The organism is Streptomyces sp. NPDC002573 (genome assembly GCF_042889625.1).
Taxonomy (GTDB): domain Bacteria; phylum Actinomycetota; class Actinomycetes; order Streptomycetales; family Streptomycetaceae; genus Streptomyces; species Streptomyces gibsoniae.
Map to the genome: position 1 here is coordinate 282,189 of NZ_JBIARC010000003.1, position 23,983 is coordinate 306,171.

Sequence of the window (23,983 nt, forward strand, 5' to 3'; positions counted from 1 at the left end):
CACACCGGCCGGTCCTCCGTCCGGTGGTACACGAGGTCCATCCTGCGAGACGCCGTGGACCGTGCACGGCCCGCGCGGTTCGACGTCACTCGCCGTCGCCGGCCCGGTCCTGAGCGGCCGGGAAGATCCTCGCCTTCGGTGCGGTTGGTGGAAGCGTGAACAACATCGGGGTGCACGACGTCGACGTGGTCGTCATAGGCGCTGGTCAGGCCGGACTGTCCAGCGCCTATCACATGCGGCGCACGGGGTTCGAGCCGGATCGCGACTTCGTAGTGCTCGACCACGCCCCGAGTCCGGGCGGCGCCTGGCAGTTCCGCTGGCCCTCGCTGACCTTCGGCAAGGTCCACGGGATGCACGCACTGCCCGGTATGGAACTGACGGACGCGGACCCGGCGCGGCCGTCGTCCGAGGTCGTGTCCGAGTACTTCGACCGCTATGAGCGCGCCTTCGACCTGCGTGTACGGCGGCCGGTCGACGTCCGGGCCGTACGCGAGGGAACGGACGGGCGGCTGCTGGTCGAGACATCGGCCGGTACCTGGGCGACGCGGGCGCTGATCAACGCGACGGGGACCTGGGACCGGCCCTTCTGGCCGCGCTACCCCGGCCAGGAGACCTTCCGGGGGCGGCAGTTGCACACGGCCCAGTACCCCGGTCCGGAGGAGTTCGCCGGGCGGCGGGTGATCGTCGTCGGTGGCGGCGCGTCCGGTACCCAGCATCTGATGGAGATCGCCCCCTGTGCCGCCACGACCACCTGGGTGACCCGGCGTCCCCCGGTGTTCCGGGAGGGTCCGTTCTCCGAGGAGGTGGGGCGAGCGGCCGTCGCGCTCGTGGAGGAGCGGGTGCGCCAGGGGCTGCCGCCGCGCAGTGTGGTGTCGGTGACCGGGCTGCCGCTCAATGACGCGATCCGGAAGGCGATCAAGGACGGGGTCCTGGACCGGCAGCCGATGTTCGACCGGATCGTGCCGGACGGCGTGGAGTGGGCCGACGGTCGGCATGTGGAGGCCGATGTGATCCTGTGGGCGACCGGCTTCCGGGCGGCGATCGACCATCTCGCCCCGCTGCGGTTGCGCGAGCCGGGCGGCGGTATCCGGGTGGAGGGTACGCGCGCGGTCTCCGACCCGCGGCTCCACCTGGTCGGATACGGCCCGTCGGCCAGCACGATCGGCGCCAACCGGGCGGGACGCGCGGCCGTGCGGGACATCCGGCGCCTGCTGGCCGGGGAACCGGTGAAGGAAGCGGGAGAAGCAGCCGCCGTGGCCTGAGGGAGCGGCGGCGGTCGGCACAGCGGCCCGTCCGGGCGCACACCCGGCGTGGCTCTCCTCCTACTTCGCGGCGCGCAACCGGTTGAACTCGGCGACGTTCCGCTGCTGCTCCTCGTAGCTCGCCGTGAACCGGGTGTCGCCAGGCTTGACGGTGACGAAGTACAGCCAGTTGCCCGATGCCGGGTTGACCGTGGCGCGCATCGCCTCCTCGCCCGGATTGGAGATCGGTGTCGGCGGCAGACCGACGCTCCGGTACGAGTTGTAGGGGCTCTCGATCTTCGTGTCCTTGACGCTGGTGCGCAGCGTGGAACGCTTCAGCGCGTAGTTGAGCGTGGAGTCCATCTGCAACGGCATCCCCCGCTCCAGACGGTTGAAGACCACTCGGGCCACCTTGGCCATGTCGGCCTTGGTCGCCGCCTCGGCCTGCACGATGCTGGCGACGGTGACGGCCTGGTAGCCGGTCAGGGCGTGGCGCTGGGCGCCCGCCGTGATCGTGCCGCCGCTGAATCTCTTGTTCGCGGTGTCGACCATGAACCGCAGCACGGACTCCGGGCTCGCTCCCTTGTGGAGGGGATACGAGGCCGGGAAGAGATAGCCCTCGGGGTTCCCCTGAGCGTCCCGCGGCAGCTTGAGGTGGGCCTTGGGCAGGGACTTCCTCGTCGAGCCGGGCGGCAGTCCGAGAACCTTGTCGACGGCCGTGTAGATCTGGCCCGTGCGCCAGCCTTCCGGGATCACCAGGCCCACGTGCGGGCCCTTCCCGTCGCTCTGGGTGGTCACCAGCGGCACGGCCATGACGGCGGCCGCCACGGCGATTCCCGTCCCGACGAAGGCGACCCGGCTCCGGCGCGTCAGTCCGGTCTGCTTGCGGGGCGGCGTGGTCGTCTCCATGGCCCGCACCGTATCCCGCCGGACCGGAAATACCTGGCATATCGTCAGCTCGTGGGCTCCAGTCGGGCGTCCCTCCGGACAAGGCCCGCATACCGGCCGTCGAGCTCCAACAGCTCCTCGTGGGTGCCCCGTTCGACCGTGCGCCCGGAGTCGAGAACCACGATCTGGTCGGCCCCCCGGATGGTGGACAGCCGATGGGCGATGGTGAGGGTCGTCCGGTTGGCCGAGAGAGCGTCGATGGCTTCCTGGACCGCGTGCTCGGTACGGGTGTCGAGGGCACTGGTCGCCTCGTCGAGGATGAGCACGGGCGGATCACGCAGGATGGTACGGGCGATGGCGAGCCGCTGCTTCTCGCCACCCGAGAAACGGTGTCCACGCTCACCGACGACCGTGTCGTACCCGTCGGGAAGGGACGTGATGTGGTCGTGGATCTGGGCGGCCTTCGCCGCCGCGTGCAGTTCCTCGTCGGTCGCGTCGGGCTTCGCGAAGCGCAGGTTGTCGGCGACCGAGGCATGGAAGAGATACGTCTCCTGGGAGACGACGCCGACCGCGCGGGCGAGGGTGTCGAAGTCCAGGTCGCGGACGTCGACGCCGTCGAGCGTGACCCGCCCGCCCGTCACGTCGTACAGCCTCGGCACCAGATAGCTCAGCGTCGACTTGCCGGAACCGGTGGGTCCGACGACGGCGAGACTGGAGCCCGCAGGGACGGTGATGTCGATGTCCTCGAGTATCGGACCGCTCTTGTCGTCGTAGTGGAACTCGACTCGCTCGAAGCGGACCTCGCCCTTGACCTGGTCGAGACGGACCGGCTGCTCGGGTTCGGTGATGTCGATGGGCAGGTCGAGATACTCGAAGATGCGCTGGAAGAGCGCGAGCGACGTCTGGATCTGCACACCGGTGGACAGCAGGCTGACGGTCGGCCGGAACAGGCTCTGCTGGAGCGAGACGAACGCCACCAGCGTGCCCAGCGAGATGGACGGGCCGCCTAGCTGGAGTGCCACACCTGCGGTCCAGTAGATGACGGCCGGCATGGCGGCCATGACGATGGTGATCACGGCCATGCGCCAGCGGCCCGCCATGTTCGACTTCACCTCAAGGTCGACCAGGCTCTCGGACTCGCTCGCGAAGGACCGGGTGAGGGAGTCGGCACGGCCCATGGTGCGGCCGAGCAGGATGCCGCTGACGGAGAGCGACTCGGTGACGGTCGCGGCCATCGCGGCCATCTGCTTCTGGCGCTGGGTGGCGATCTTCTTGCGTTCGCTGCCCACACGCCGGCTGATCCAGACGAACAGCGGCAGCAGGAGCAACGAGACGACGGTGAGCCGCCATTCGAGGGCGACCATCGCGACGACGGTCGCAGTCACGCTGGTGAGGTTGGAGACCAGCGAGGTGGCGGTGGAGGTGACGGTTGCCTGCATACCGCCGACGTCGTTGGCGATTCGGGACTGGACCTCGCCCGTGCGGGTCCGGGTGAAGAAGGCGAGCGACATGCGCTGGAGCCGGCCGTAGACGGCGGTGCGCAGGTCGTGCATGACGCGCTGGCCGACCGTCGTGGAGATGAGGGTCTGCAGCACACCGAAGACGCTGTTGACGACGGCGCTCAGGATCATGCCGAGGGCGAGCAGACTCAGCAGTCCGGTCCGTCGCTGCGGGATGGCGACGTCCAGGGTCTCCTTGAGCAGGAACGGTGTGGCGACGGAAACCAGCGACGCGGCGCCGACGAGCAGGCCCACGACGACGAGCCGGCCGCCGTACGGCTTGAAGAGGCGAAGGATGCGGCGCACCTGCCGGGGCTGTTCGGACGGGCCGTCGAGGGACGGCGTCGAGGTGAGGTTCTCGGGATGCATGGGCTCCTACGGAGGTCGGGCAGCGCTCGGGGATTCGACGACGCTGCGGCATCGGGACGTGATGCGGGACGATCGATCACGGATCTTAGTTCATTGTTACCTATACTCACAATGAACGAGGCCCTGATATTGTTCCCGCATGACCACCGCCGACCCCGACGGCCTGCTCGCCGAGCAACTGCTGCGGTTCACCCGCCGTGTGCACCGCATCCAGAAACGGCATCTGGAGCGGTCCGACCTGGGCATCACTCCGGCCCAGTCCCGGCTGCTGCGCACGCTCGCCCACTTCGGCTCGCCGCCCCGGATGGCGGACCTGGCCGAGCGTCTCGAGGTGGTGCCACGAGCGGTGACCACGCTGGTCGACGGCCTGGAGGCGAGCGGCAGGGTGCGCCGGGTGCCCGATCCCACCAATCGGCGGGTGATCCGGATCGAGGTCACGGAGCAGGGCCGGGAGGCGCTGCGGGCTCTGCGAGGCGCGCGCAGAGCCGCGGCGGAGGAGATCCTGGCCCCGCTGACGGACGAGCAGCGCGAGGTGCTCGGCGGGCTGCTCACCACACTGATCGACGGCGGCGACCCTCCCTTCGCCGCCGGACCGGAGCATCGCTGCTGATCGTGTCGCGATCCTCGGGCGTCATCGCGCCCGACGCGCCGCACTCCGTTCCTGCGGTTTCCGCGGCTCCCGCGGGGTCTGTGGCTCCCGCGGGGTCTTCCCGCGGGAACCGTGGTTCCTCTGGGTTGTCCTCAGCAGCCGTCGCGGTTCTCGGTGAGCACCCCCTGGACGGTCGTCAGCCGCCGGTCGTAGCAGCCCTGCGAGCCGTACAGCCGATAACGCTCGCTCGTCGTGCCGACCGCGTGCCGCTGGTCGCGCGGCACAGTGGTCGTGTAGGCGGCGTCGCCGGCGTAGGTGTCGTCGAGCAGGGACCACGCCGCACGCCGGCCACCGTGGGTCTCGACGACCGCGGCCCGGTCGGCGAGCGTCAGGACGGTACGCAGCCGGCCGTCGGTGCCGATGGTCGTGGCGCCGTCCATCGTGTACGTGCGACGGGTGTGCGTCGTGCGGGCCGGGCCGGCTCCCTGGACGGTGACGGTCTCGTCGTCCGTCCAGGTGGCGTCGAGACCGTCCTGGTCCTCGCCCTCGGTCCAGCGGTGCACAGAGGTGTTCGCCAGCGTCCGGCTGACCGTGGTGGTCACCCGGCCGTGCGAGGTGTCGACGTATCCCGCGACGGTGAACCGGTGACCGCCCTGTGTATCCAGCCGGTTCTCCTGGCCGGGGGTATAGACCGGGGAGCCGACGGGATCGCGCACCTGATGGACGGTGAGCCCGCCGGTGACATGACGGCTCTTCGCGTCCTGCCAGACCAGGACGTTCACGGGGGTGCTCCAGCCGGTCTGCCCGGCGGGCACACCGACGACGGAGACCTCGACCCGATGCGGCCGGCCGTCGTCGAGGAGCCCGGCGAAGGGCGTCAGGTCATAGGTGATCGGCTGGACGTCGAAGGCGCGTGGTCCTGGGATCACGTACCAGAGGAAGGGGTTGGACCAGCCGCCGGTCCACACGGCCGGGAACGGCGCCGCGATACCGGCGAGCCGCCCGTCGACCGTGATCTGCACCTCGCGGTACGGGCCGCCCGCCGCCTTGCAGGAGTACGGCGCCGTGTCGGGCACGGTGAGATACCAGAACTCCTCGCAGCCGCCGCCCGAGCCGGTGGCGTACACCTCGGCGACGATGCGTTCGCTGTTGCGGGGCGTGGTCAAGTACCGTTCTGGAGGGTGAGGACGCGGTCGGGGGTGTGTGCGGGCCTGCCCGCATAGAACGTCAGCGTGACCTTGACGTCGATGACCCCGGTGTAGGTGTCGTCGACGACGTTGCCGATGAGCATCTCGACGTCACGGCTCTGCCGGAACGTCTCGCTGTACCGGGTGACGTCCTTCACGACGGACCACTCGATGCCGTCCGGTGACGGCTCCGGCGTGGACGTGCGGAGGATCTCGACCCCGCCGACGTGCAGATAGCCGAGGCGGTCGAACTGCCGGCCCTTGACCTTGCCTTCAAGGCGCAGCACGACCTTGCTCCAGTGGTCGCCGCAACCGCTCGGCGGGGTGTACATCCCCCGGTAGGGGGTGAAGTCCCGGAACTGCGTCTCGGCGAGCGTGACTTCACAGGACCGGGAGTTCGGCCGCCCGACGGGCGGGGCTGCCGTCACCGGGTCGTGCCAGTCGGTGCCGAACTCGTCGGGCGGGGCCACGGTGGCCGCGGAGGGGGCGTGGGAGGCAGACCGGGCCGAGGAGGTCGTGGCCGAGGCGGGGCCCGCGCCGAGGAGGAGACTCACCGCCAGAATCCCTCCGGTGAACATGGACATGATAATCCTGCTTCTCATGTCCCGTGTTTCTACGGGGAGTCGGCCCGCTCCGCAATGAGTACTCCGGGGCGGTCGATCGCGGTGCACGGGCATCCGGTGAAACGGCTAGGCCCTGAGGGTCTCCCTGTCACCCATCACCACCACGGGATACCAGTCCGGGTCGAGCGTCCGCAGCAGGTACTCCATCCCGGACTCGGGCAGACTGACGCAGGCCGACGTACCGTCACCGTGGTCCACGTGCAGCCAGATGCCGCCACCCTTCTCCATACCCAGCGGCCGGGTCGGGTCGTTCGGCGGAGTGCCCCTGAGCCGGTTGTAGTCGATGGCGATGACGTAGTCGAAGTCATGCCGGTGGGCCTCACCCCAGCCCTCCGGCACCCGGTAGGACTCACCCTGGTCGTACGGGAGCCTGGTGTCCGGGTCGTCGAGGACACCACCGGCGTCGCTGAGTGTGAACACACCCACAGGCGTGCGCAGATCGTCCTCGTGGTGGTCCACCGTCCAGCCTCTTCTGCCGTTGTGTCCCCGCCACTGCCCGATCTCGCTCCAGGCGTCGTCATCGCCCTTCTCGTAGAGCACGATCGTGCAGTCCGGCGAGTCCTCGCCGTCGCCGTAGACCGCGAGGACCTGGCGCGATGCGTCAGGGACGAGCCGGCGCAGCCGGTCGCCTACGCCCGGGACACGCTCCGGGTCGTTCGTGGGCGCGGAGGTCGGCGAGGACCTCGGATCCACCGGGTCCGCTGACGCGCCTCCGGGGGATTCCCTGTCGGGCGACGGCACGGCTTCCTCCGCGGATCCGGTGTCCGACGACGGCGCGCCTCCCCCTGCGGGTGCCGGATTCGAAGACGGCGGGACTCCGCCCGGGGTTTCCGGGTCCGAGGACGGCGCACCTTCGACGGTACGCCGGGGGTCCGCCGTGAGCGTGGAGCTTCCCCTGGCGCCGTAGCCCGGGCCACCCCCCTTCACGCCATGGCCGCCCTCCCCCCAACCGCCGCACGCCGACAGGGACATCACCAGGACGCCGCAGGCCGCCGCAACGGCTCGCGCACGCACTCCACCGCACACCTCACCCGTACTCATGCGACATATCGTCACATTATCTTCTTAATAATGGGTTTCCCCTCTCCGCTTTTCACCCGCCTGCCGGACGGGCCGGAACTCGCCTTCCGGACCGGAAAACCGTTTGCTTTCACCCACCCTCCGACGCGACCCTGTCACGGCTTGTCACGGGCCCGCGCGGACTGCGGGGACCCGCACCGGTCCGTGCATCGCACCGCAGCCCCGTCCATCCACTGACACGAGCCACTGGGAAGCCATGCAGATTCAAGACCTTCCGTATCCCGACCCGGGTGTGCCGGACGCCCGCTCGGGGCCCCGATTCCTGTGGTGGCTCGGCCGGAACCAGCTGGGCGGGCAGCTCAAGGCCCTGGCCTGGGGGCTGCTGCACTTCCTATCCGTCTCCGGACTGCCGTTCTGTGTCGGCCTCGCGGTTCAGGCCGTCGTCGAACGCTCGGGCGTCCGGCTCGCTCTGACCGGAGGCCTGCTGCTGCTCTGCGGCGTCGGGGTCGCCTTGGGCGACACCATGCTGCACCGCGCCGCGGTCACCAACTGGATCACCGCAGCCGCACGCGTCCAGCAGCTGCTGGCCCGCCGGACGGCCCAGCTCGGCTCCGCGCTGACCCGGCGCGTCGCGGCCGGTGAGGTCGTCGCCGTGTCCACCGGTGACGTCGAGAAGATCGGCTGGTTCGTGGAGGCCGTCTCCCGGTTCAGCGCGGCGGCGCTCACCGTCGTGGCGGTCTGCGTCGGGCTTCTCGTCTACCAGCCCGCGCTCGGTGTCGTCGTGGCCGTGGGCGTCCCGGTGCTGGCGCTCGCCGTGCTGCCGCTGCTGCCCCGCGCCACCCGGCGCGCCGACACCCAGCGCGAGAAGGCGGGCCGGGCCACCGAACTGGCCTCGGACACCGTCGCGGGACTCCGGGTGCTCAGGGGCATCGGCGGCGAGGAACTGTTCCTGGAGCGCTACCGCACGGCCTCCCAGGAGGTCCGCACCGCTGCCGTGCGCAGCGCCAGGATGTGGTCGCTGATCTCGGCGATCCAGGTGCTGCTGCCGGGGCTGCTGATGATCGCGGTCGTCTGGCGCGGTGTGCACCTGGCACGGGAGGGCCGTATCGCCGTCGGTGAGCTGGTCACCGTGTACAGCGCCGTCATGCTGCTCACGTACCCGCTGCGGCACTTCGAGGAGATCGCGATGGCGTACTCCTTCTCCCGGCCGTCCGCCCGGCGCGCGGCCCGGGTGCTGTCGCTGGAGCGGGCCACGGAATCCGGTGGTTCACGTGAGGCCGGTGTGCCGGACGGAGACCTGTACGACCCGCGGACCGGGCTGCTCGCACCCGCGGGGCGGCTGACCGCCGTGGTCTGCGGCGACCCGGACGCGGCGGGCGTGCTGGCCGAACGGCTGGGCGGGCACCCCGCCGAGCAGACGGGACAGGACGTCTCGGCGCTGCTCGACGGCGTGCCGCTGGACGAGCTGCCGCTCGACTCGGCCCGTACCGCGGTCCTCGTCCAGGACAAGGACCCGGTGCTGCTCTCCGGCTCCCTGCGCGAACTGCTCGACGTACCGGCCTCGGGCTCGGTCGCCGCCCGGGATGCGCTCGCCGCCGCCCAGTGCGGTGACGTCCTGGACGCGCTCGTCCAGGGGGCACCGGGCACCGAGGACCCGATGGACGCGCGGATCACCGAGCGCGGCCGGTCACTGTCCGGAGGCCAGCGCCAGCGACTCGCGCTGGCCCGGTCGCTGATCACCGACCCGCCGGTGCTCGTCCTGGACGAGCCGACGTCGGCCGTCGACTCCCACACGGAGGCACGGATCGCCGAAGGCATCCGCAAGCTGCGGACGGGCCGCACGACGGTCGTGTTCACCTCCTCACCGCTGCTCCTGGACCACGCGGACCGGGTCGTGCTGGTGCACGAGGGCGAGGTCGCGGCGGTCGGTCTGCACCGGGACCTGGTGCACAGCGAGCCGCGGTACCGCGCGGTCGTGACCCGGGAGACCGACGCCGAGACGGCCGCGCTTGCCGAGCTGGAAGAACTCAACGACATGGATGAAATGAACACGCTGGAAGGGATCGAGGAGAGCGCATGATCGGCGTGGCGCCACCGGCGTACGACCCGGCGGCCCCGACGGCGGCGACCACGCTGCCCGTCGGTGCCCCCGCGACCGTGCGCGCCTATGTGGCAGAACTGTTCCGCCGGCACCGGCGGGCCTTCCTGCTTCTGATCGCCGTCAACACGGTCTCCGTCGTCGCGTCGATGACGGGCCCGTATCTGCTGGGCGGCCTGGTGGAGCGCCTGTCGGACGGCGCGCGGGAACTCCACCTCGAGCGCACCGCGGCGCTCTTCGTCGTCGCCCTGGTGATCCAAGCCGTGTTCGTACGGCTGGTACGACTGCACGGGGCGGTCATCGGCGAGCGGATGCTCGCGGATCTGCGGGAGGACTTCCTCGTACGGGCGGTGGGTCTCCCGCCGGGGGTCCTGGAACGGGCCGGGACCGGCGATCTGCTGTCCCGGATCACCACCGACATCGACCGGCTGGCCAACGCCATGCGCGAGGCCGTGCCGCAACTGGCCATCGGCGTCGTCTGGGCGGCGCTGCTGCTCGGCGGTCTGGCCGTCACGGCTCCCCCGCTCGCCCCGGCCGTGCTCATCGCCGTGCCCCTGCTGGTGATCTGCTGCCGCTGGTACTTCCGGCGGGCCCCCTCCGCCTACCGCTCCGAGGCCGCCGGGTACGCCGCCGTGGCCGCCGTCCTCGCAGAGACCGTGGACGCGGGCCGCACCGTGGAGGCCCACCGGCTCGGCGCCCGGCGCATCGAACTGTCGAACCGGCGGATCAAGGAGTGGACCGCCTGGGAGCGGTACACCCTGTGGCTGCGGTCGGTGCTCTTCCCGGTCATCAACATCACGCATGTCACGGTCCTGTGCTCGGTCCTGATGATCGGCGGGGTGTTCGTCCTGCAGGGCTGGATCGGCATCGGCCAGCTGACGACGGGCGCGCTCATCGCGCAGATGTTCGTCGACCCGGTCGGCCTGATCCTTCGCTGGTACGACGAGCTGCAGGTCGCCCAGGTGTCACTGGCCCGGCTGGTCGGCGTGCGCGACATCGAGCCGCAGGCGGGCGACGCTTCCGTGGCACCCGACGGACACGACGTCGAGGCCGACGAGGTGCGCTTCGGATACCTGCCGGGAGTCGACGTGCTGCACCGTGTCTCCCTGAACGTCGCGCCCGGCACCCGGCTCGCCCTGGTCGGGCCCTCCGGCGCGGGCAAGTCCACCCTCGGCCGGCTGCTCGCCGGGATCTACGCGCCCCGGGACGGCCGGATCACCCTTGGCGGTGCCGAACTCTCCCGGATGCCGGCGGAACGGGTGCGCTCGCACGTGGCCCTCGTCAACCAGGAGCACCACGTCTTCGTGGGCTCCCTGCGCGACAACCTGCTGCTGGCTCGCACCGACGCCGTCGACGCTGAGCTGTGGGCCGCGCTGGGCGCGGTGGACGCGGACGGCTGGGCACGCGCCCTGGACCAGGGTCTGGACACCGAGGTGGGCTCCGGCGGTCTGGCTCTCACCCCTGCACAGGCGCAGCAGATCGCGCTGGCCCGCCTGGTGCTCGCCGACCCGCACACCCTGGTCCTGGACGAGGCCACCTCTCTCCTGGACCCTCGCGCCGCCCGCCACCTGGAGCGCTCCCTGGCCCGTGTCCTGGAGGGCCGCACGGTCGTCGCGATCGCCCACCGACTGCACACCGCCCATGACGCCGACGTGATCGCCGTCGTCGAGGAGGGGCGGATCAGCGAGCTGGGCAGCCACGACGATCTGGTCGCCGCGGACGGAGCGTACGCGGCCCTGTGGCGGTCCTGGCACGGCTGACGCCGCTCCACCGGCCCGTGGGAGGCGGGCCGGGCCCCCGGCACGGCGACCGGGGACCCGGCCCCCCTCCCACGCCTCGCGCCTTCGTCCCACGCCTGCCGTTGCGCGGTGGGGAAGGGGGGTGAAAGGCTGGATCTCGGAAGCGGCAAGAGGGCGCGGCCGAACCGTCCGGTTCCGCACAGCGCCACCCGCGCCCGGAAGTACCCCGTGTCCGCCGCCGCCCTACGACGGCGTCCGGACCGTCCCACCACCTGGAGGTACCCCGTGGACAGCACCGACGGTTGGGGAGACGACGTCTACCAGCCCGACGGATCCGAGGTGCAGGACGACGCGGGGCTGCTCGACGCCGAGGACACCCTGGAGAACGACGGGGTGAACAACCCCATCGAACGTGGCTGGTCGCCGCCGGAGCGGCCGTGGGCGGTGGACCACGTCGGCGTGACCGCGGCCGAGGGGCACTCCGGCGAAACGCTGGACCAGCGCCTCGCCGAGGAAGTCCCCGACATCACGGTCCCTGACGACGACGGCATCGGGGACTGGCTCGACGGCGAGGGCGAGCCCCTGGACAACGAGGTCGGCGGCTCTCGCTCCGGTCGGCTCGTGGCGCCCGACGAGGGATCGCACGAGGACGAGGAGAGCGGACTGATCGCCACCGATGTCGGCATCGACGGCGCCGCAGCCTCGGCGGAGGAGGCGGCCGTGCACATCGTCGACGAGGACTTCCTGTCCGGCTGATCCCGCCGATGCCCGCCCCCGCGCGAGGAGCAGCCATGCAGCAGGACAAGCAGCCTGACTACCACCCCGTCGTCTTCCGCGACCGCTCCGCCGGATACGCCTTCCTCACCCGGTCCACCGCGACCAGCGACCAGACCATCGAGTGGGACGACGGCGAGACCTACCCGGTCGTGGACGTGGAGATCTCCTCCGAGAGCCATCCCTTCTACACGGGCAAGGCGCGGACGGTGGACTCCGAGGGGCGCGTCGCTCGGTTCGAGCGTCGGTACGGCACCCTGGAAGGGACCGCCGACGAGGACGCAACGGGCTGAGTCGGCAGGCGGGGACGCCGGTCCGCCGCCCAGGCTCGTCACATTCCGCGGCAGGCCCCCGACGTCGGGGGCGGCGGCCCGCCGCGCCAAGACCGGTCTCAGATGACGTTGAGCGCGGCTGCGCAGCCCACCCCGCCGAGCAGCATGAACACCGGCATCAGGACCTTCAGCTCGACCCAGCTGCCCGCCCGGAACCGCATCGCCTTCGGCGGGCCCACCGGGTACCAGCGCTTGCGGCCGAGGGGTATCGGCCAGAGGATCGGGCAGCCGGAGACCGTCAGCGCGTCCCCGATGTCGTGGACCAGGGCACCCAGGACGATGGGCAGGCCCAGCCACAGGTACTGCTGGCCCGGCGCGGTGAAGAGCCAGTCCGCCCCGTTGCCCGGTTTGTCGAGTATGCCCGCGAGGATCCAGGCGCTCGTCGCGGCCAGCAGCCACACCAGCACATCGCTGCTCGAACCACGTGCCGCCCGCCACAGCAGGCCCTCGATGGCCAGCACCATATGCACGAAGAGGATGGCTAGTACCGCCCACCGGCCGCCGACGATCGCCGCGACCGAGCTGCCGGCACCGATGAGCACAGCCCACAGCCAGGTGTGGGTCAGCGTGCGGTGACCGCCGGATCGGCGCGGGTCGCCCGCCTTCCTGGTCGACTTGTACACGGCGTACGACAGTTTGTCGACGATCTCGCACAGCCAGCGCGAGACGGGGCCGAAGGACCGCGAGATGGTGGCCGCCTTGTGATCCAGATCCGGAGCCAGCGCGGCACCCGCACAGATCAGCGCGCCGACGAGCAGGACCGGCCAGGGCATCGGGTGCCCCGCTGCGGCGGCGGCCGCTCCCACCCCGAGCCAGGCCGCGGCCCCCGACAGTGAGTGTGCTGGTCCCATCATGGCCGCTTCCCGCCCCATTTCTCTTGCAGCGCTTTCCGGTTGTTCCCGTGCGCTGACATGTCATCGGCGCCACAGCGTAGCGTTCGTGATCTTCGCGAGGACATCCGATTCCCCCATCGGGTGTGAGTCCAGGCAAGATGGGGGCGTGACCCTCATCGATCAGCTCCCGCAGACCGCAGACCCCGACGCCCTCTACGAAGCCTTCGAGTCGTGGGCCGGGGAGCGCGGCCTCACCCTCTATCCGCACCAGGAGGAGGCGCTGATCGAGGCGGTCTCGGGGGCGAACGTGATCGTGTCGACCCCCACCGGCTCCGGTAAGAGCATGATCGCCGCGGGCGCTCACTTCGCGGCACTCGCCCGGGACGAGGTCACCTTCTACACCGCGCCGATCAAGGCACTCGTCTCGGAGAAGTTCTTCGAGCTGTGCAAGATCTTCGGCACCGAGAACGTCGGCATGCTCACCGGCGACGCCTCCGTCAATGCCGACGCCCCTGTGATCTGCTGCACAGCCGAGGTCCTGGCGTCGATCGCGCTGCGCGACGGCAAACAGGCCGACGTCGGCCAGGTCGTGATGGACGAGTTCCACTTCTATGCCGAGGGCGACCGCGGCTGGGCCTGGCAGATCCCCATCCTCGAACTGCCGCAGGCGCAGTTCATCCTGATGTCGGCGACGCTCGGCGACGTCTCGATGTTCGAGAAGGACCTCACCCGCCGTACCGGCCGGCCGACGTCGGTGGTCCGCTCGGCGACCCGTCCGGTGCCGCTCTCGTACGAGTACCGGCTCACTCCGCTCACCGACACCCTCACCGAACTCCTCCAGACCAAGCAGGCGCCGGTCTACATCGTCCACTTCACCCAGGCGCAGGCCGTGGAGCGGGCCCAGGCGCTGATGAGCATCAACATGTGCTCGCGCGAGGAGAAGGACGAGATCGCCGAGCTGATCGGCAACTTCCGCTTCACCACCAAGTTCGGCCGCAACCTCTCCCGTTATGTGCGGCACGGGATCGGTGTGCATCACGCCGGCATGCTGCCCAAGTACCGCCGCCTGGTGGAGAAGCTGGCCCAGGCCGGTCTGCTGAAGGTCATCTGCGGCACGGACACCCTGGGGGTCGGCGTCAACGTCCCCATCAGGACTGTGCTGTTCACGGCGCTGACCAAGTACGACGGGAACCGTGTGCGCACCCTGCGCGCCCGTGAGTTCCACCAGATCGCGGGCCGCGCCGGGCGGGCAGGCTTCGACACCGCCGGGTTCGTCGTCGCACAGGCGCCGGAGCACGTCATCGAGAACGAGAAGGCGCTCGCCAAGGCCGGCGACGACCCGAAGAAGCGCCGCAAGGTGGTGCGCAAGAAGGCACCGGAGGGCTTCGTCGGATGGACGGAGAACACCTTCGAGAAGCTGATCGCCTCCGAGCCGGAGCCGCTCACGTCCCGCTTCCGGGTCACCCACACCATGCTGCTGTCGGTGATCGCCCGGCCGGGAAACGCCTTCGAGGCCATGCGTCATCTGCTGGAGGACAACCACGAGCCGCGCAAGCAGCAGCTGCGGCACATCCGGCGGGCGATCGCGATCTACCGCTCGCTGCTGGACGGCGGAATCGTCGAGAAGCTCGACGAGCCCGACGCCACCGGCCGTATCGTGCGCCTCACGGTCGATCTCCAGCAGGACTTCGCGCTCAACCAGCCGCTGTCGACCTTCGCGCTGGCCGCGTTCGAACTCCTCGACCCGGAGTCCCCTTCCTACGCTCTCGACATGGTCTCCGTGGTCGAGTCCACCCTGGACGACCCGCGGCAGATCCTGGTCGCCCAGCAGAACAAGGCGCGCGGTGAGGCCGTGGCCGTGATGAAGGCGGACGGCGTCGAGTACGAGGAGCGCATGGAGAGGCTCCAGGACGTGACCTACCCCAAGCCCCTGGAGGAGCTGCTCTTCCACGCGTACAACACGTACCGCAAGAGCCACCCGTGGGTCGGTGACCATCCGCTGTCGCCGAAGTCGGTCATCCGCGACATGTACGAGCGGGCGCTGTCCTTCACGGAGTTCGTGTCCTTCTACGAGCTCGCCCGCACCGAGGGCATCGTGCTGCGCTACCTGGCCAGTGCCTACAAGGCCCTCGATCACACCGTCCCCGACGACCTGAAGTCGGAGGACCTGGAGGACCTGATCGCCTGGCTGGGCGAGATGGTGCGCCAGGTCGACTCCAGCCTGCTGGACGAGTGGGAGCAGCTGGCCAACCCGGAGGAGATGACGGCCGAGGAGGCCCAGGAGAAGGCCGACCAGGTCAAGCCCGTCACCGCGAACGCCCGTGCTTTCCGCGTCCTGGTACGCAACGCCATGTTCCGCCGTGTGGAGCTCGCCGCCCTCGACCGGATCGACGAACTCGGCGAGATGGACGCGGAGTCCGGCTGGGACGCCGAGGCTTGGGGCGCGGCGATGGACAAGTACTGGGACGAGTACGAGGAACTCGGCACCGGCCCCGACGCCCGCGGCCCGAAGCTGCTGATGATCGAGGAGGAGCCGGCCCACCAGCTGTGGCGGGTCCGCCAGATCTTCGCCGACCCCAACGGCGATCACGACTGGGGCATCAGCGCCGAGATCGACCTTGCGGCCTCCGACGCGGAGGGCCGCGCCGTCGTCCGGGTCACCGACGTCGGCCAGCTGTGAGCACAGGAGAAGCCCACTCATGACGAACCCAGCCGAGAGGCTCGTCGATCTGCTCGACCTGGAGCAGATCGAGGTCAACATCTTCCGCGGTCGCAGCCCGCAGGAGTCCCTGCAACGGGTCTTCGGCGGGCAGGTGGCCGGCCAGGCGCTGGTCGCGGCCGGCCGCACGACGCACGGCGAATGGCCGGTGCACTCCCTGCACGCGTACTTCCTGCGCCCCGGCATCCCGGGCATGCCCATCGTGTACCAGGTCGAACGGATCCGTGACGGCAGGTCCTTCACGACCCGTCGTGTCACGGCCGTGCAGCGGGGCCGCACGATCTTCAATCTGACCGCCTCCTTCCACAAGCCTGAAGAGGGGAGCTTCGAGCACCAGTTGCCGCCGGGCCGCGAGGTGCCGGACCCGGAGTCGCTGCCGACGGTGGCGGAGGAGCTCAAGGAGCATCTGGGCGGGCTGCCCGAGACACTGGAGCGGATGGCCCGGCGTCAGCCCTTCGACATCCGCTATGTGGACCGGCTGCGCTGGACCCCCGAGGAGGTCAAGGAGGCCGAGCCGCGCAGCGCCGTCTGGATGCGCGCCGTGGGGCCGCTGGGCGACGACCCGCTCGTGCACACCTGTGCGCTGGCCTACGCGAGCGACATGACGCTCCTGGACGCCGTCCGTATCCCCGTCGAACCCCTGTGGGGACCGCGCGGCTTCGACATGGCGTCGCTGGACCACGCCATGTGGTTCCACCGGCCGTTCCGCGCGGACGAATGGTTCCTGTACGACCAGGAGTCCCCGATCGCCGTGGGTGGCCGTGGCCTGGCCCGGGGGCGCATCTACGACCGCGAGGGGCGCCTGCTCGTCTCGGTCGTCCAGGAGGGACTGTTCCGCAGTCTCGAGCGGTGACGTCCTGGGCGACACACGGCGCCCGGCCGTCCGCGCCGGGGCGGTCAGGCGTCTCTGCGACGCAGCCACCCGAGCATGCTTCGCGACCGCGTCTGTTCCGGCTGCATGGCCGCGGTCCGACCGAGCAGGGCGCCCTCGGGGACGCGCATGGCCTCACCCCAGGCCGCAGGCGGGCAGCCAGGCATGGTGGCCTGTCGGTCCGGTGGCCCCGGCGCCGGCCTCGGAGCAGGCCGGTGCCGGCGGGCCTCGATCAGCGTCTGTGCCAACTCGGCCCGGAGCCACTCGATCTCGTCGCAGTCCTGCGCCGTCATGATCCGTGCCGCGATCGACGCTGCGGGTGACTCGGGCGCCGGTTGCCCCGGCCGGACGGGCCGGAGGCGGTCAAGATGGGCGCGCTCGTACGGATCCCGGACGATCTCCACCGTCTGGACCGGATCCAGCAGGGACGCCACGACGGCGGCCTTCGCCCATGGGTCTTCCGCCTGGCGCAGTTCGAATCCCAAGTGGCGTCCACGCCAGTTGCGGGGCCGCAGATCCACGCCCGTCTCCAGTTGGCCGCGCAGCCCCTCCGGTGTCCTGCCGGTCAGCAGCCGGGCGTTCTCCGGTTCGACGGCGAACTGCCGTACCTCGTCGGCGAGATACAGCCAGACCACGGCCCGGTAGCGGTTCACGTACCAGTTCACCGGGACCACCAGGCCGAGGCGAGCGAACCGGGTGAACCTGCCCGGCGTCACTTCCATGAGAGCCGCGCCGTCCCTGGTGCCCACGGTCTCGACCCGCCCACGCAGCACCTCGGGGAATCCGTCCTCCGCACGCACACGGTCGATCTCCGCGCGGGTGACGCGGCGGCCCCCTCCTCCCTCGTCCGGAACGGTTCGTACGCGACCGAGCCGGACGGCGAGGTCGAACTCACCTCGCTTGAGGTCCAGTTCCTGGGCGGCGCGGCTCAGCGCCAGTGACGACCGGCGGGAGGTGCGGCCTGCGACAGTGGCGGCAGCCTCGGCGCGCGTGGGCGTGATCGTGTGTCCGGACATGGCGGTCTCCCCCGTGGATTGCCTCGCGGACGCCGTGTGCATCCGCTGCGGAAAAACCGTAGCCCGATCGCCGAATCTCGGAGATTGCCTGTGGATAACGCCGCCCACAACTAGTTTCCGCAGGTCACCTACCGAACCGCCATGGATCGGAGGCGTCGGCCGCCCAAGGTCCGGACCGATGTCCGCCTCGTGGTCAGAGATCCACGGTCGGCGTCTGGTCCCGCTGCCGCTCGTCCACCGCCAAGTGCTCGCCGACCTGGTTCACCAGCAGCGTCATCTCGTACGCGATCTGCCCGATGTCGGCCTCGGCGGCGCTGAGCACGCACAGACAGCTTCCGGCGCCGGCCGCCGTCACGAACAGGATCGCGTCGTCGAACTCGATCATGGTCTGGCGGACCTGGCCCGCCCCGAAGTGGCGGCCCGATCCCTTGGCCAGGCTGTGCAACCCGGACGACACCGCGGCGAGATGCTCGGCGTCCTCACGCCGCAGCCCGGTGCTCGCACCGGTCACCAGCCCGTCGTTGGACAGCACCAGCGCATGCCGTATGTGCTCCACCCGCCCGGTCAGATCGTCCAGTAGCCAGCTGAGTCCCGTGTTCTGCGTCATAGTCCTCTCTCCCCGTGATGTCACTCCCCCTGGCCGGAGGATCCGATCAGCCAGCCTTCACCACAGCCGCCCTCGCGGCAAGCAGGATGGACACATGGCACAGAAGATGACCGATGAGCAGTGGCGGGCCTTCGTCTCCCACGGCACCCGCACGGGGAAGCTTTCCACCGTCCGCGCCGACGGCAGTCCGCATGTGACGCCGATCTGGTTTCTGCTGGACGGTGACGATGTGGTCTTCAACACCGGGAAGGAGACGGTGAAGGGGCGGAATCTCATCAGGGACGGCCGGGTCGCACTCTGCGTGGACGACGAGCGTCCTCCGTACGACTTCGTCGTGCTGCAGGGGCGGGCCGCGTTGTCCGAGGACCTCGACGAGGTGCGGCGCTGGGCGACCCGGCTCGGTGCCCGGTACATGGGCGAGGAGCGGGCCGAGGAGTTCGGCGCCCGCAACGGGGTCCCGGGGGAACTCCTCGTCCGGGTGCGGATCGAGAAGGTGCTGGCGCACAGGGCCGTAGCCGAATAGCGCCGTCAGCTCACGGAGTCGAGCAGCCGGGCGGTGTGCATCCGTCCGGCGTACTCGACGAGGCGGATCAGCACCTCCTTCCCGGAGTCACGGTCCCGTGCGTCGCAGAGCACCACGGGTGTGCCCCGGTCGAGGTCGAGGGCGTGTGCCACATCGTCGGCGTCGTAGGCGCGGGCACCCGTGAAGCAGTTGACGGCGACCACGAACGGGATGTGCCGGTGCTCGAAGTAATCGACCGCTGGGAAGCAGTCCTCAAGTCGCCGGGTGTCCGCAAGGACGACGGCACCTAGAGCGCCCTGGGCGAGTTCGTCCCACAGGAACCAGAAGCGGTCCTGGCCCGGGGTGCCGAAGAGGTAGAGCGAGAGCCCGGACCGGATGGTGATGCGTCCGAAGTCCATGGCGACCGTCGTCGTGACCTTCTGGTCCACGCCGTCGGTGTCGTCCACGAACTGACCGGCTTCGCTCAACAACTCCTCCGTGCGTAACGGCCGGATCTCGCTGACCGCGCCCACCAAGGTCGTCTTGCCCACGCCGAATCCGCCGGCGACCAGGATCTTCAACGCCAGGGCGGCCGTCTCGGCCTCGGGGGCATCGGGGAACTCGGAGACCATGGATCACTTCTCTCGGGAGTGCCGACAACGGTCGACTTCAGTACATCTGTGCGGGTTCAGCATCATGACAACTACCCTCGGACTTCGTGGGGCTAAGCGATCATTTGACCGATCTGATCGATTTTCGTTCGTTCGACGTCCGAACGGGTGCGCAACTCGGCGTCTGCGCGGCCCATGTGAGGACCACTCGTCGTCTACAGCGCCCTCAGTCCCGCGATGACCTCGCGCAGTATGCGTTCATCAGGCAGTTGGGCCGGTGGCACGGGACGGCTGACCCTGACGCGACCCAGCTCCAGGAGGTCCCCGACGAGCACTCTGACGACGCCCACGGGCAGGTCCGCCTCCGCGGCGAGTTCGGCGACGGACTGTGTCTCGATGCGGCACAGGTCGAGCAGAGCGTGGTGCTCGGGACCCAGTGAGGTGTCGTCGGCGGCATCGGGAGCGCCGGTCTCCAGCGAGACGAGGGCGATGAGGTCCAAGGCCATCCCGGTCGGCCCCGACGTGGTCCGGCCGCCCGTCATGGCGTAGGGACGGACGAGTGGCCCCGCCTCGCGGTCGTACCACTGGCTGCCCGGCCGATGCTGCATACCTGTTCTGTCCTCGGTCATCCCCGACCGCCTTCGGTCCTCATCCGGCGGCCGGCGGATGATCGGTCATCCGGGGCGCGGCGCGGAGGTGTTCACCGACCCGTTTGACCAGCCGGGCCATCTCGTAGGCCACCAGGCCGATGTCCGCTGTGACGACGGTGAGGACGGCGAGACAGGAGCCGTCGCCCGCGGCCGCCACGAAGAGGAAGCCCTCGTCCATCTCCACCATGGTCTGGCGCACTCCGCCGACACCGAAGTGGCGTCCCGCGCCCTTGGCCAGGCTGTGGAATCCGGACGCGACAGCGGCCAGATGCTCGGCGTCCTCGCGGCCGAGTTCGGTCGAGGCACCGACCGCCAGGCCGTCGTTCGACAGCACCACGGCGTGGCGCACCTCGGCCACGCGCAGCACCAGGTCGTCCAGCAGCCAGTCGAGTTCCCCCGACCGCTCGGTGGCCCTCGTGCTCGAGTCATGGATCATGCGGAGTCTCCTTCGCTGCTTTCACCCAGGGGGCCTGCCGTGCGGCCGGGGGGACGGCCGCCGCCGCGTACCCATCCGTCGCGGTAGGCCGTCATGCGGTCCCGTACCAGTTCGGGGGCGCGTTCGTCATCGCGCCGCACGCCGGGAGCGCCCGTGGCCTGCTCCTGGGCGCGCTGTCCGCGCAGTTGAGGGGCCAGGCTCGCCTGCCGTACACGGCGCGGAAGGTCCTCGGAGACAGCGGAGTCGTCCGCGGCCCGGCGCAACCGCAGGGAAGCGACCGCGGCTGGGGGGCCGACCGGTGCCTGGGGCATCGCCCGGGCCAGCGCGGGCCGTTCCGCGGTCTGCTCGACGGGCTCCTTGGGCGCCGGGCTCGCGGGCACGCGCGCGTACCGGCGTTCCTCGAGCGGTTCGGCATCGGAGGGAAGAGGGTGGTGTTCCGTCGCGCCACCGTGCAGCAGGGCGGTCGGCAGGAGAACCACGGCGGTCGTGCCGCCGTAGGGCGAGGTGCGCAGATGCACCTTGATGCCTTGGCGGGCGGCGAGCCTGCTGACGACGAAGAGGCCGAGCCGGTCGCTGTCGAAGAGATCGAGGGCCTCGGACTGCTCGATGCGCCGGTTGGCCGCGGCGAGTGTCTCCTCGCCCATGCCGAGCCCCCGGTCCTCGACCTCGACGGCGAATCCGTTGCCGACGGGCTCTCCGCTGACACGCACGCGCGTGTGGGGCGGCGAGAACTGGGCCGCGTTCTCGATGATCTCGGCGAGGAGGTGGGTGACGTCGGCGACCGCACCGCCGATCACCGAGGCCTCGGAGAGTTGTCGTACCTCTACGCGCGCGTAGTCCTCGACCTCGGAGACGGCCGCGCGGACGACGTCGGTCAGGGGGACGGGCATCCGCCAGGCCCGGCCCGGTGCGGCTCCGGACAGGATGATGAGGCTCTCGGCATGACGGCGCATGCGCGTGGTCAGATGGTCGAGCCGGAAGAGGTCGCTCAACTCGCTCGGGTCCTCGGAGCGGCGCTCCATGCTGTCGAGAAGGCTGAGCTGGCGGTGCACCAGGACCTGGCTGCGACGGGCGAGGTTGACGAAGACCCCGGAGATGCCGCTGGCGAGTTCCGCGCGCTCGGCGGCGGCGTGCAGGGCAGCGCGGTGCGCGGTGCCCAGGGCCTCGACGACCTGTCCGATCTCGTCCTCGGCGGGCGGACCGGGCGGCGCCTCGGCGTCCACGTCGATCTCCTCGCCCGCGCGCAGCTTCCGCATGGCCTGCGGGAGTTTGTGCCGGGCGATCTCCAGGGCGCTGTTGCGCAGGCTGACCAGTTCGACGACGAGGCCGCGTCCGATGCGCACGGAGATGACGAGCGATGCCGACACGGCGACGAGCCCCAGGAGGACGGCGGCGCCGGCCGGGGTGAGCAGTCCGCGGATGAACGGGTCGGCCCGGCGCGCCATGCCGCGCCCCGCGTCCGCCTCGATGGTGCGCATGCCGTCCTGCACGCGCGCGTGGGCCGGGTTCCAGACGCCTTCGGGAGCAGCCCCGACGGCCGCCCTCCCCGTCCGGGCGGCGAGGATCTTGTCCTCGGCAGTGCCGACCTCGGCGTATGCGGCGTCTTGCGCGAGCCGGTGCCAGGCGGCACTTTCGCCGGCGCGCAGATCGGCGACGGCGGAGGCGGTGAGGGTGCGGCGCGTGTCGGCGGCGCCGGTGAACAGCCGCATGCGTCGGCCGTCCAGGGCGCCCGCGAGACGCGCGCTGGAGAGCATCGTGTCCTCCTGGGCGAGCGACTCCGCCGCGCGGGAGAACTCGAGCAGTACGCGCGCGTCGGAGCCGAGGCCGGCGTCCTGGACCCCGCTGAGCGCGCCGCTCACCGAGAAGGCCGTGCTGATGGTGCCGGTGTACTGCCCGTACGTCTCGTCCCAGCCGACGCGGTGGGCGAGTACGTCGCCGCGCAGGGAACCCAGGTGTTCCGCTTCGGTGACGAAGGCATCGAGACGAGCGGGCGCTCCCGAGGGAAGGTCGGTGCCGTCGGCCACGGTGTGGTGGTCGCCGAGCCGCAACTTGGCCACGGCACGGTCGGTCCGCGCCGCACGGGCCTTGAGATCACTCTGCTGTTCTGCCGCGGGGTCGGTCGCGTAGCGCACCGCGGCCGCGCGCTCGCTCTGGAGAGCTGCGACCGCGTCCGCGAGCGGGGCGCGCACGGTGGCGTCCACCTGTTGCAGCCGGCGCAGCCGGGCGACGTCCTGAGCGGTGCTGACTGTGGCGTACGCCCAGAGGGCGAGCAGCGAGATCACGGGCACCATCAGCAGGCAGACGACCTTGGCGCGGACGGTGCGGGGGCGCACACGCCAGCGCCGCGGACGTCTGAGCGCAACGGACGGCGCGGGACGGCCGACCTCGCCGGTGTCGACGCGCTCGTCGGCCGGCGGACCGGCGTGTGCGCGCCGGCCCCGGACCGGTGGCTGGGCCGGCGCTCCGGTGGCGGCCGTCGGGGTTCTACGGGGTGTACGCATGGCCTCCTCGCTCGGGTAGGGCTGAACGTGCCGTTGAGGGCCACAGATCAGCGGGCGGGACTCTCGGCCGGTCGCTGGGCCGAAGCGGAGGCCTCACGCTCGCCCGCGGTCGGCGACAGGGCGACGAACGCCGAGGTCAGGAAGAGGTAGGCGCCGAGACCGACGGCGAGGGGGAAGATGAACTGCATGGCCGAGGCGCCGGGCAGGGCCTCGCCGGACGGCGCGATGCGCACGCTCACCGCGAACATCCCGGTGTAGTGCATGGAGCTGACCGCCGCCCCCATGACCAGCGAGGCGACGGTGACCGCGACGGGGGACTTGACGTTGAGGCCCGCCCACAGGGCCAGGGTCGCCGCGACCACCGCGATCACGACGGAGCCCGCGACGAGCAGGGGGTCGTAACGGACCGTCCCGTGCAGCCGCAGCGCCGCCATGCCCAGGTAGTGCATGCTCGCCACGCCGAGGCCGGTGGTGAGGCCGCCCAAGAGCAGCGCCCGGCCCCGGTCCTTGCTGTAGCCGACGGTGAAGACGCCTGCGCCGACGACGATGATGGCGACGAGCAGGCTCAGTATGGTCAGTGGCACGTCGTAACGGATCTCTGTGCCGCTGACGCCGAAGCCGAGCATGGCCACGAAGTGCATGGTCCAGATGCCGGTGCCTATCGCCGAGGCAGCGGTCAGAAGCCAGTTGCGACGCGATGTGCCGGTGGCGCCGAGCGCCCGCACGGTGCAGCGCAACCCGAGGGCGGCGCCTATGCACGCCATCACGTAAGACAGTACGGGGGTCAGCCAGCCGAATGTGGCGTGGTCCAGGTGTCCCATGGCCCGGGGACGCTAGCCCTGACGAGGGAGCACACAGGGGGCTCATTTCGAAAAGTG

Annotated in this window: 20 protein-coding genes and 1 pseudogene; 9 read left to right on the top strand and 12 right to left on the bottom strand. The window is 70.6% G+C overall.

Annotation, left to right across the window (positions count from 1 at the left end):
• Window positions 1-155 precede the first annotated feature (155 nt).
• Entirely contained in the window at window positions 156-1,262 is a 1,107-nt protein-coding gene (locus tag ACFYX0_RS04995; RefSeq protein WP_388966403.1) for an NAD(P)-binding domain-containing protein, read from the top strand.
• Window positions 1,263-1,322: 60 nt separating this feature from the next.
• On the opposite strand, the gene mltG is transcribed toward ACFYX0_RS04995, so the two are convergent.
• Window positions 1,323-2,150: an endolytic transglycosylase MltG gene (mltG, locus tag ACFYX0_RS05000; RefSeq protein ID WP_355910809.1), complete on the bottom strand. Its 828-nt coding sequence runs from the start codon at window positions 2,148-2,150 to the stop codon at window positions 1,323-1,325.
• A 44-nt stretch (window positions 2,151-2,194) separates the two neighbouring features.
• Window positions 2,195-3,997 carry an ABC transporter ATP-binding protein gene (locus ACFYX0_RS05005; protein ID WP_388966406.1) on the bottom strand — a complete coding sequence of 601 codons (1,803 nt, stop codon included), beginning with the start codon at window positions 3,995-3,997 and terminating at the stop codon, window positions 2,195-2,197.
• 139 nt (window positions 3,998-4,136) lie between these two features.
• Between ACFYX0_RS05005 and ACFYX0_RS05010 the strand changes: the two genes are divergently transcribed.
• Window positions 4,137-4,607 (top strand): MarR family winged helix-turn-helix transcriptional regulator, encoded by a 471-nt coding sequence (locus tag ACFYX0_RS05010; RefSeq protein ID WP_388966409.1) that lies wholly within the window; start codon window positions 4,137-4,139, stop codon window positions 4,605-4,607.
• Between the two features lie 131 nt (window positions 4,608-4,738).
• Here ACFYX0_RS05010 and ACFYX0_RS05015 read toward each other — a convergent pair.
• Together ACFYX0_RS05015 and ACFYX0_RS05020 are read right to left on the bottom strand one after the other, a co-directional pair.
• A pseudogene (locus tag ACFYX0_RS05015) lies at window positions 4,739-6,375 on the bottom strand (peptide-N4-asparagine amidase).
• Between the two features lie 87 nt (window positions 6,376-6,462).
• Window positions 6,463-7,137 carry a hypothetical protein gene (locus ACFYX0_RS05020; protein ID WP_388966412.1) on the bottom strand — a complete coding sequence of 225 codons (675 nt, stop codon included), beginning with the start codon at window positions 7,135-7,137 and terminating at the stop codon, window positions 6,463-6,465.
• Window positions 7,138-7,672: 535 nt separating this feature from the next.
• Between ACFYX0_RS05020 and ACFYX0_RS05025 the strand changes: the two genes are divergently transcribed.
• From ACFYX0_RS05025 to ACFYX0_RS05040, 4 genes are all read left to right on the top strand, one after another.
• Entirely contained in the window at window positions 7,673-9,496 is a 1,824-nt protein-coding gene (locus ACFYX0_RS05025) for an ABC transporter transmembrane domain-containing protein (RefSeq protein ID WP_388966414.1), read from the top strand.
• Window positions 9,493-11,274: an ABC transporter ATP-binding protein gene (locus ACFYX0_RS05030; RefSeq protein WP_388966417.1), complete on the top strand. Its 1,782-nt coding sequence runs from the start codon at window positions 9,493-9,495 to the stop codon at window positions 11,272-11,274. The genes ACFYX0_RS05025 and ACFYX0_RS05030 overlap by 4 nt, the downstream gene beginning before the upstream one ends.
• A 264-nt stretch (window positions 11,275-11,538) precedes the next feature.
• Window positions 11,539-12,009, top strand: a complete 471-nt coding sequence (locus ACFYX0_RS05035) for a DUF5709 domain-containing protein (protein ID WP_355910791.1) — start codon at window positions 11,539-11,541, stop codon at window positions 12,007-12,009.
• 35 nt (window positions 12,010-12,044) lie between these two features.
• Complete coding sequence (locus ACFYX0_RS05040; RefSeq protein ID WP_355910788.1) at window positions 12,045-12,320, top strand: type B 50S ribosomal protein L31; 276 nt, start codon at window positions 12,045-12,047, stop codon at window positions 12,318-12,320.
• Between the two features lie 98 nt (window positions 12,321-12,418).
• On the opposite strand, the gene ACFYX0_RS05045 is transcribed toward ACFYX0_RS05040, so the two are convergent.
• Window positions 12,419-13,213 (bottom strand): metal-dependent hydrolase, encoded by a 795-nt coding sequence (locus tag ACFYX0_RS05045; protein ID WP_355910785.1) that lies wholly within the window; start codon window positions 13,211-13,213, stop codon window positions 12,419-12,421.
• A 145-nt stretch (window positions 13,214-13,358) separates the two neighbouring features.
• On the opposite strand from ACFYX0_RS05045, the gene ACFYX0_RS05050 reads away from it, so the two are divergent.
• Window positions 13,359-15,872 (top strand): DEAD/DEAH box helicase, encoded by a 2,514-nt coding sequence (locus ACFYX0_RS05050; protein ID WP_388966420.1) that lies wholly within the window; start codon window positions 13,359-13,361, stop codon window positions 15,870-15,872.
• Between the two features lie 19 nt (window positions 15,873-15,891).
• Window positions 15,892-16,764 carry an acyl-CoA thioesterase gene (locus ACFYX0_RS05055; protein WP_388966423.1) on the top strand — a complete coding sequence of 291 codons (873 nt, stop codon included), beginning with the start codon at window positions 15,892-15,894 and terminating at the stop codon, window positions 16,762-16,764.
• 44 nt (window positions 16,765-16,808) lie between these two features.
• On the opposite strand, the gene ACFYX0_RS05060 is transcribed toward ACFYX0_RS05055, so the two are convergent.
• Window positions 16,809-17,798: a DUF6397 family protein gene (locus tag ACFYX0_RS05060; RefSeq protein ID WP_388966426.1), complete on the bottom strand. Its 990-nt coding sequence runs from the start codon at window positions 17,796-17,798 to the stop codon at window positions 16,809-16,811.
• Window positions 17,799-17,991: 193 nt separating this feature from the next.
• On the bottom strand, window positions 17,992-18,405 hold the full coding sequence (locus tag ACFYX0_RS05065; protein WP_388966429.1) for a roadblock/LC7 domain-containing protein: 414 nt from the start codon (window positions 18,403-18,405) through the stop codon (window positions 17,992-17,994).
• 94 nt (window positions 18,406-18,499) lie between these two features.
• On the opposite strand from ACFYX0_RS05065, the gene ACFYX0_RS05070 reads away from it, so the two are divergent.
• Window positions 18,500-18,928: a PPOX class F420-dependent oxidoreductase gene (locus ACFYX0_RS05070; RefSeq protein WP_388966432.1), complete on the top strand. Its 429-nt coding sequence runs from the start codon at window positions 18,500-18,502 to the stop codon at window positions 18,926-18,928.
• A gap of 5 nt (window positions 18,929-18,933) precedes the next feature.
• On the opposite strand, the gene ACFYX0_RS05075 is transcribed toward ACFYX0_RS05070, so the two are convergent.
• From ACFYX0_RS05075 to ACFYX0_RS05095, 5 genes are all read right to left on the bottom strand, one after another.
• Window positions 18,934-19,539, bottom strand: coding sequence for an ATP/GTP-binding protein (locus ACFYX0_RS05075; RefSeq protein ID WP_388966435.1), 606 nt, complete (start codon window positions 19,537-19,539; stop codon window positions 18,934-18,936).
• A 194-nt stretch (window positions 19,540-19,733) separates the two neighbouring features.
• The gene (locus ACFYX0_RS05080) at window positions 19,734-20,147 is read right to left on the bottom strand and encodes a DUF742 domain-containing protein (protein WP_388966438.1); all 414 of its coding nucleotides are present in this window, start codon (window positions 20,145-20,147) and stop codon (window positions 19,734-19,736) included.
• A gap of 19 nt (window positions 20,148-20,166) precedes the next feature.
• On the bottom strand, window positions 20,167-20,604 hold the full coding sequence (locus ACFYX0_RS05085) for a roadblock/LC7 domain-containing protein (RefSeq protein WP_355910764.1): 438 nt from the start codon (window positions 20,602-20,604) through the stop codon (window positions 20,167-20,169).
• Window positions 20,601-23,105, bottom strand: coding sequence for a nitrate- and nitrite sensing domain-containing protein (locus tag ACFYX0_RS05090; RefSeq protein WP_388966441.1), 2,505 nt, complete (start codon window positions 23,103-23,105; stop codon window positions 20,601-20,603). Before ACFYX0_RS05090 ends, ACFYX0_RS05085 begins: the two co-directional genes overlap by 4 nt.
• Window positions 23,106-23,152: 47 nt before the next feature.
• On the bottom strand, window positions 23,153-23,926 hold the full coding sequence (locus ACFYX0_RS05095) for an MHYT domain-containing protein (RefSeq protein ID WP_388966444.1): 774 nt from the start codon (window positions 23,924-23,926) through the stop codon (window positions 23,153-23,155).
• Window positions 23,927-23,983: the final 57 nt, after the last annotated feature.

Coding starts and splice junctions, on each gene's coding strand:
- mltG (WP_355910809.1), bottom strand. CDS start 2,150: ATGGAGACGACCACGCCGCCCCGCAAGCAGACCGGACTGACGCGCCGG.
- ACFYX0_RS05005 (WP_388966406.1), bottom strand. CDS start 3,997: ATGCATCCCGAGAACCTCACCTCGACGCCGTCCCTCGACGGCCCGTCC.
- ACFYX0_RS05010 (WP_388966409.1), top strand. CDS start 4,137: ATGACCACCGCCGACCCCGACGGCCTGCTCGCCGAGCAACTGCTGCGG.
- ACFYX0_RS05025 (WP_388966414.1), top strand. CDS start 7,673: ATGCAGATTCAAGACCTTCCGTATCCCGACCCGGGTGTGCCGGACGCC.
- ACFYX0_RS05030 (WP_388966417.1), top strand. CDS start 9,493: ATGATCGGCGTGGCGCCACCGGCGTACGACCCGGCGGCCCCGACGGCG.
- ACFYX0_RS05040 (WP_355910788.1), top strand. CDS start 12,045: ATGCAGCAGGACAAGCAGCCTGACTACCACCCCGTCGTCTTCCGCGAC.
- ACFYX0_RS05045 (WP_355910785.1), bottom strand. CDS start 13,213: ATGATGGGACCAGCACACTCACTGTCGGGGGCCGCGGCCTGGCTCGGG.
- ACFYX0_RS05055 (WP_388966423.1), top strand. CDS start 15,892: ATGACGAACCCAGCCGAGAGGCTCGTCGATCTGCTCGACCTGGAGCAG.
- ACFYX0_RS05060 (WP_388966426.1), bottom strand. CDS start 17,798: ATGTCCGGACACACGATCACGCCCACGCGCGCCGAGGCTGCCGCCACT.
- ACFYX0_RS05065 (WP_388966429.1), bottom strand. CDS start 18,405: ATGACGCAGAACACGGGACTCAGCTGGCTACTGGACGATCTGACCGGG.
- ACFYX0_RS05070 (WP_388966432.1), top strand. CDS start 18,500: ATGGCACAGAAGATGACCGATGAGCAGTGGCGGGCCTTCGTCTCCCAC.
- ACFYX0_RS05075 (WP_388966435.1), bottom strand. CDS start 19,539: ATGGTCTCCGAGTTCCCCGATGCCCCCGAGGCCGAGACGGCCGCCCTG.
- ACFYX0_RS05080 (WP_388966438.1), bottom strand. CDS start 20,147: ATGACCGAGGACAGAACAGGTATGCAGCATCGGCCGGGCAGCCAGTGG.
- ACFYX0_RS05085 (WP_355910764.1), bottom strand. CDS start 20,604: ATGATCCATGACTCGAGCACGAGGGCCACCGAGCGGTCGGGGGAACTC.
- ACFYX0_RS05090 (WP_388966441.1), bottom strand. CDS start 23,105: ATGCGTACACCCCGTAGAACCCCGACGGCCGCCACCGGAGCGCCGGCC.
- ACFYX0_RS05095 (WP_388966444.1), bottom strand. CDS start 23,926: ATGGGACACCTGGACCACGCCACATTCGGCTGGCTGACCCCCGTACTG.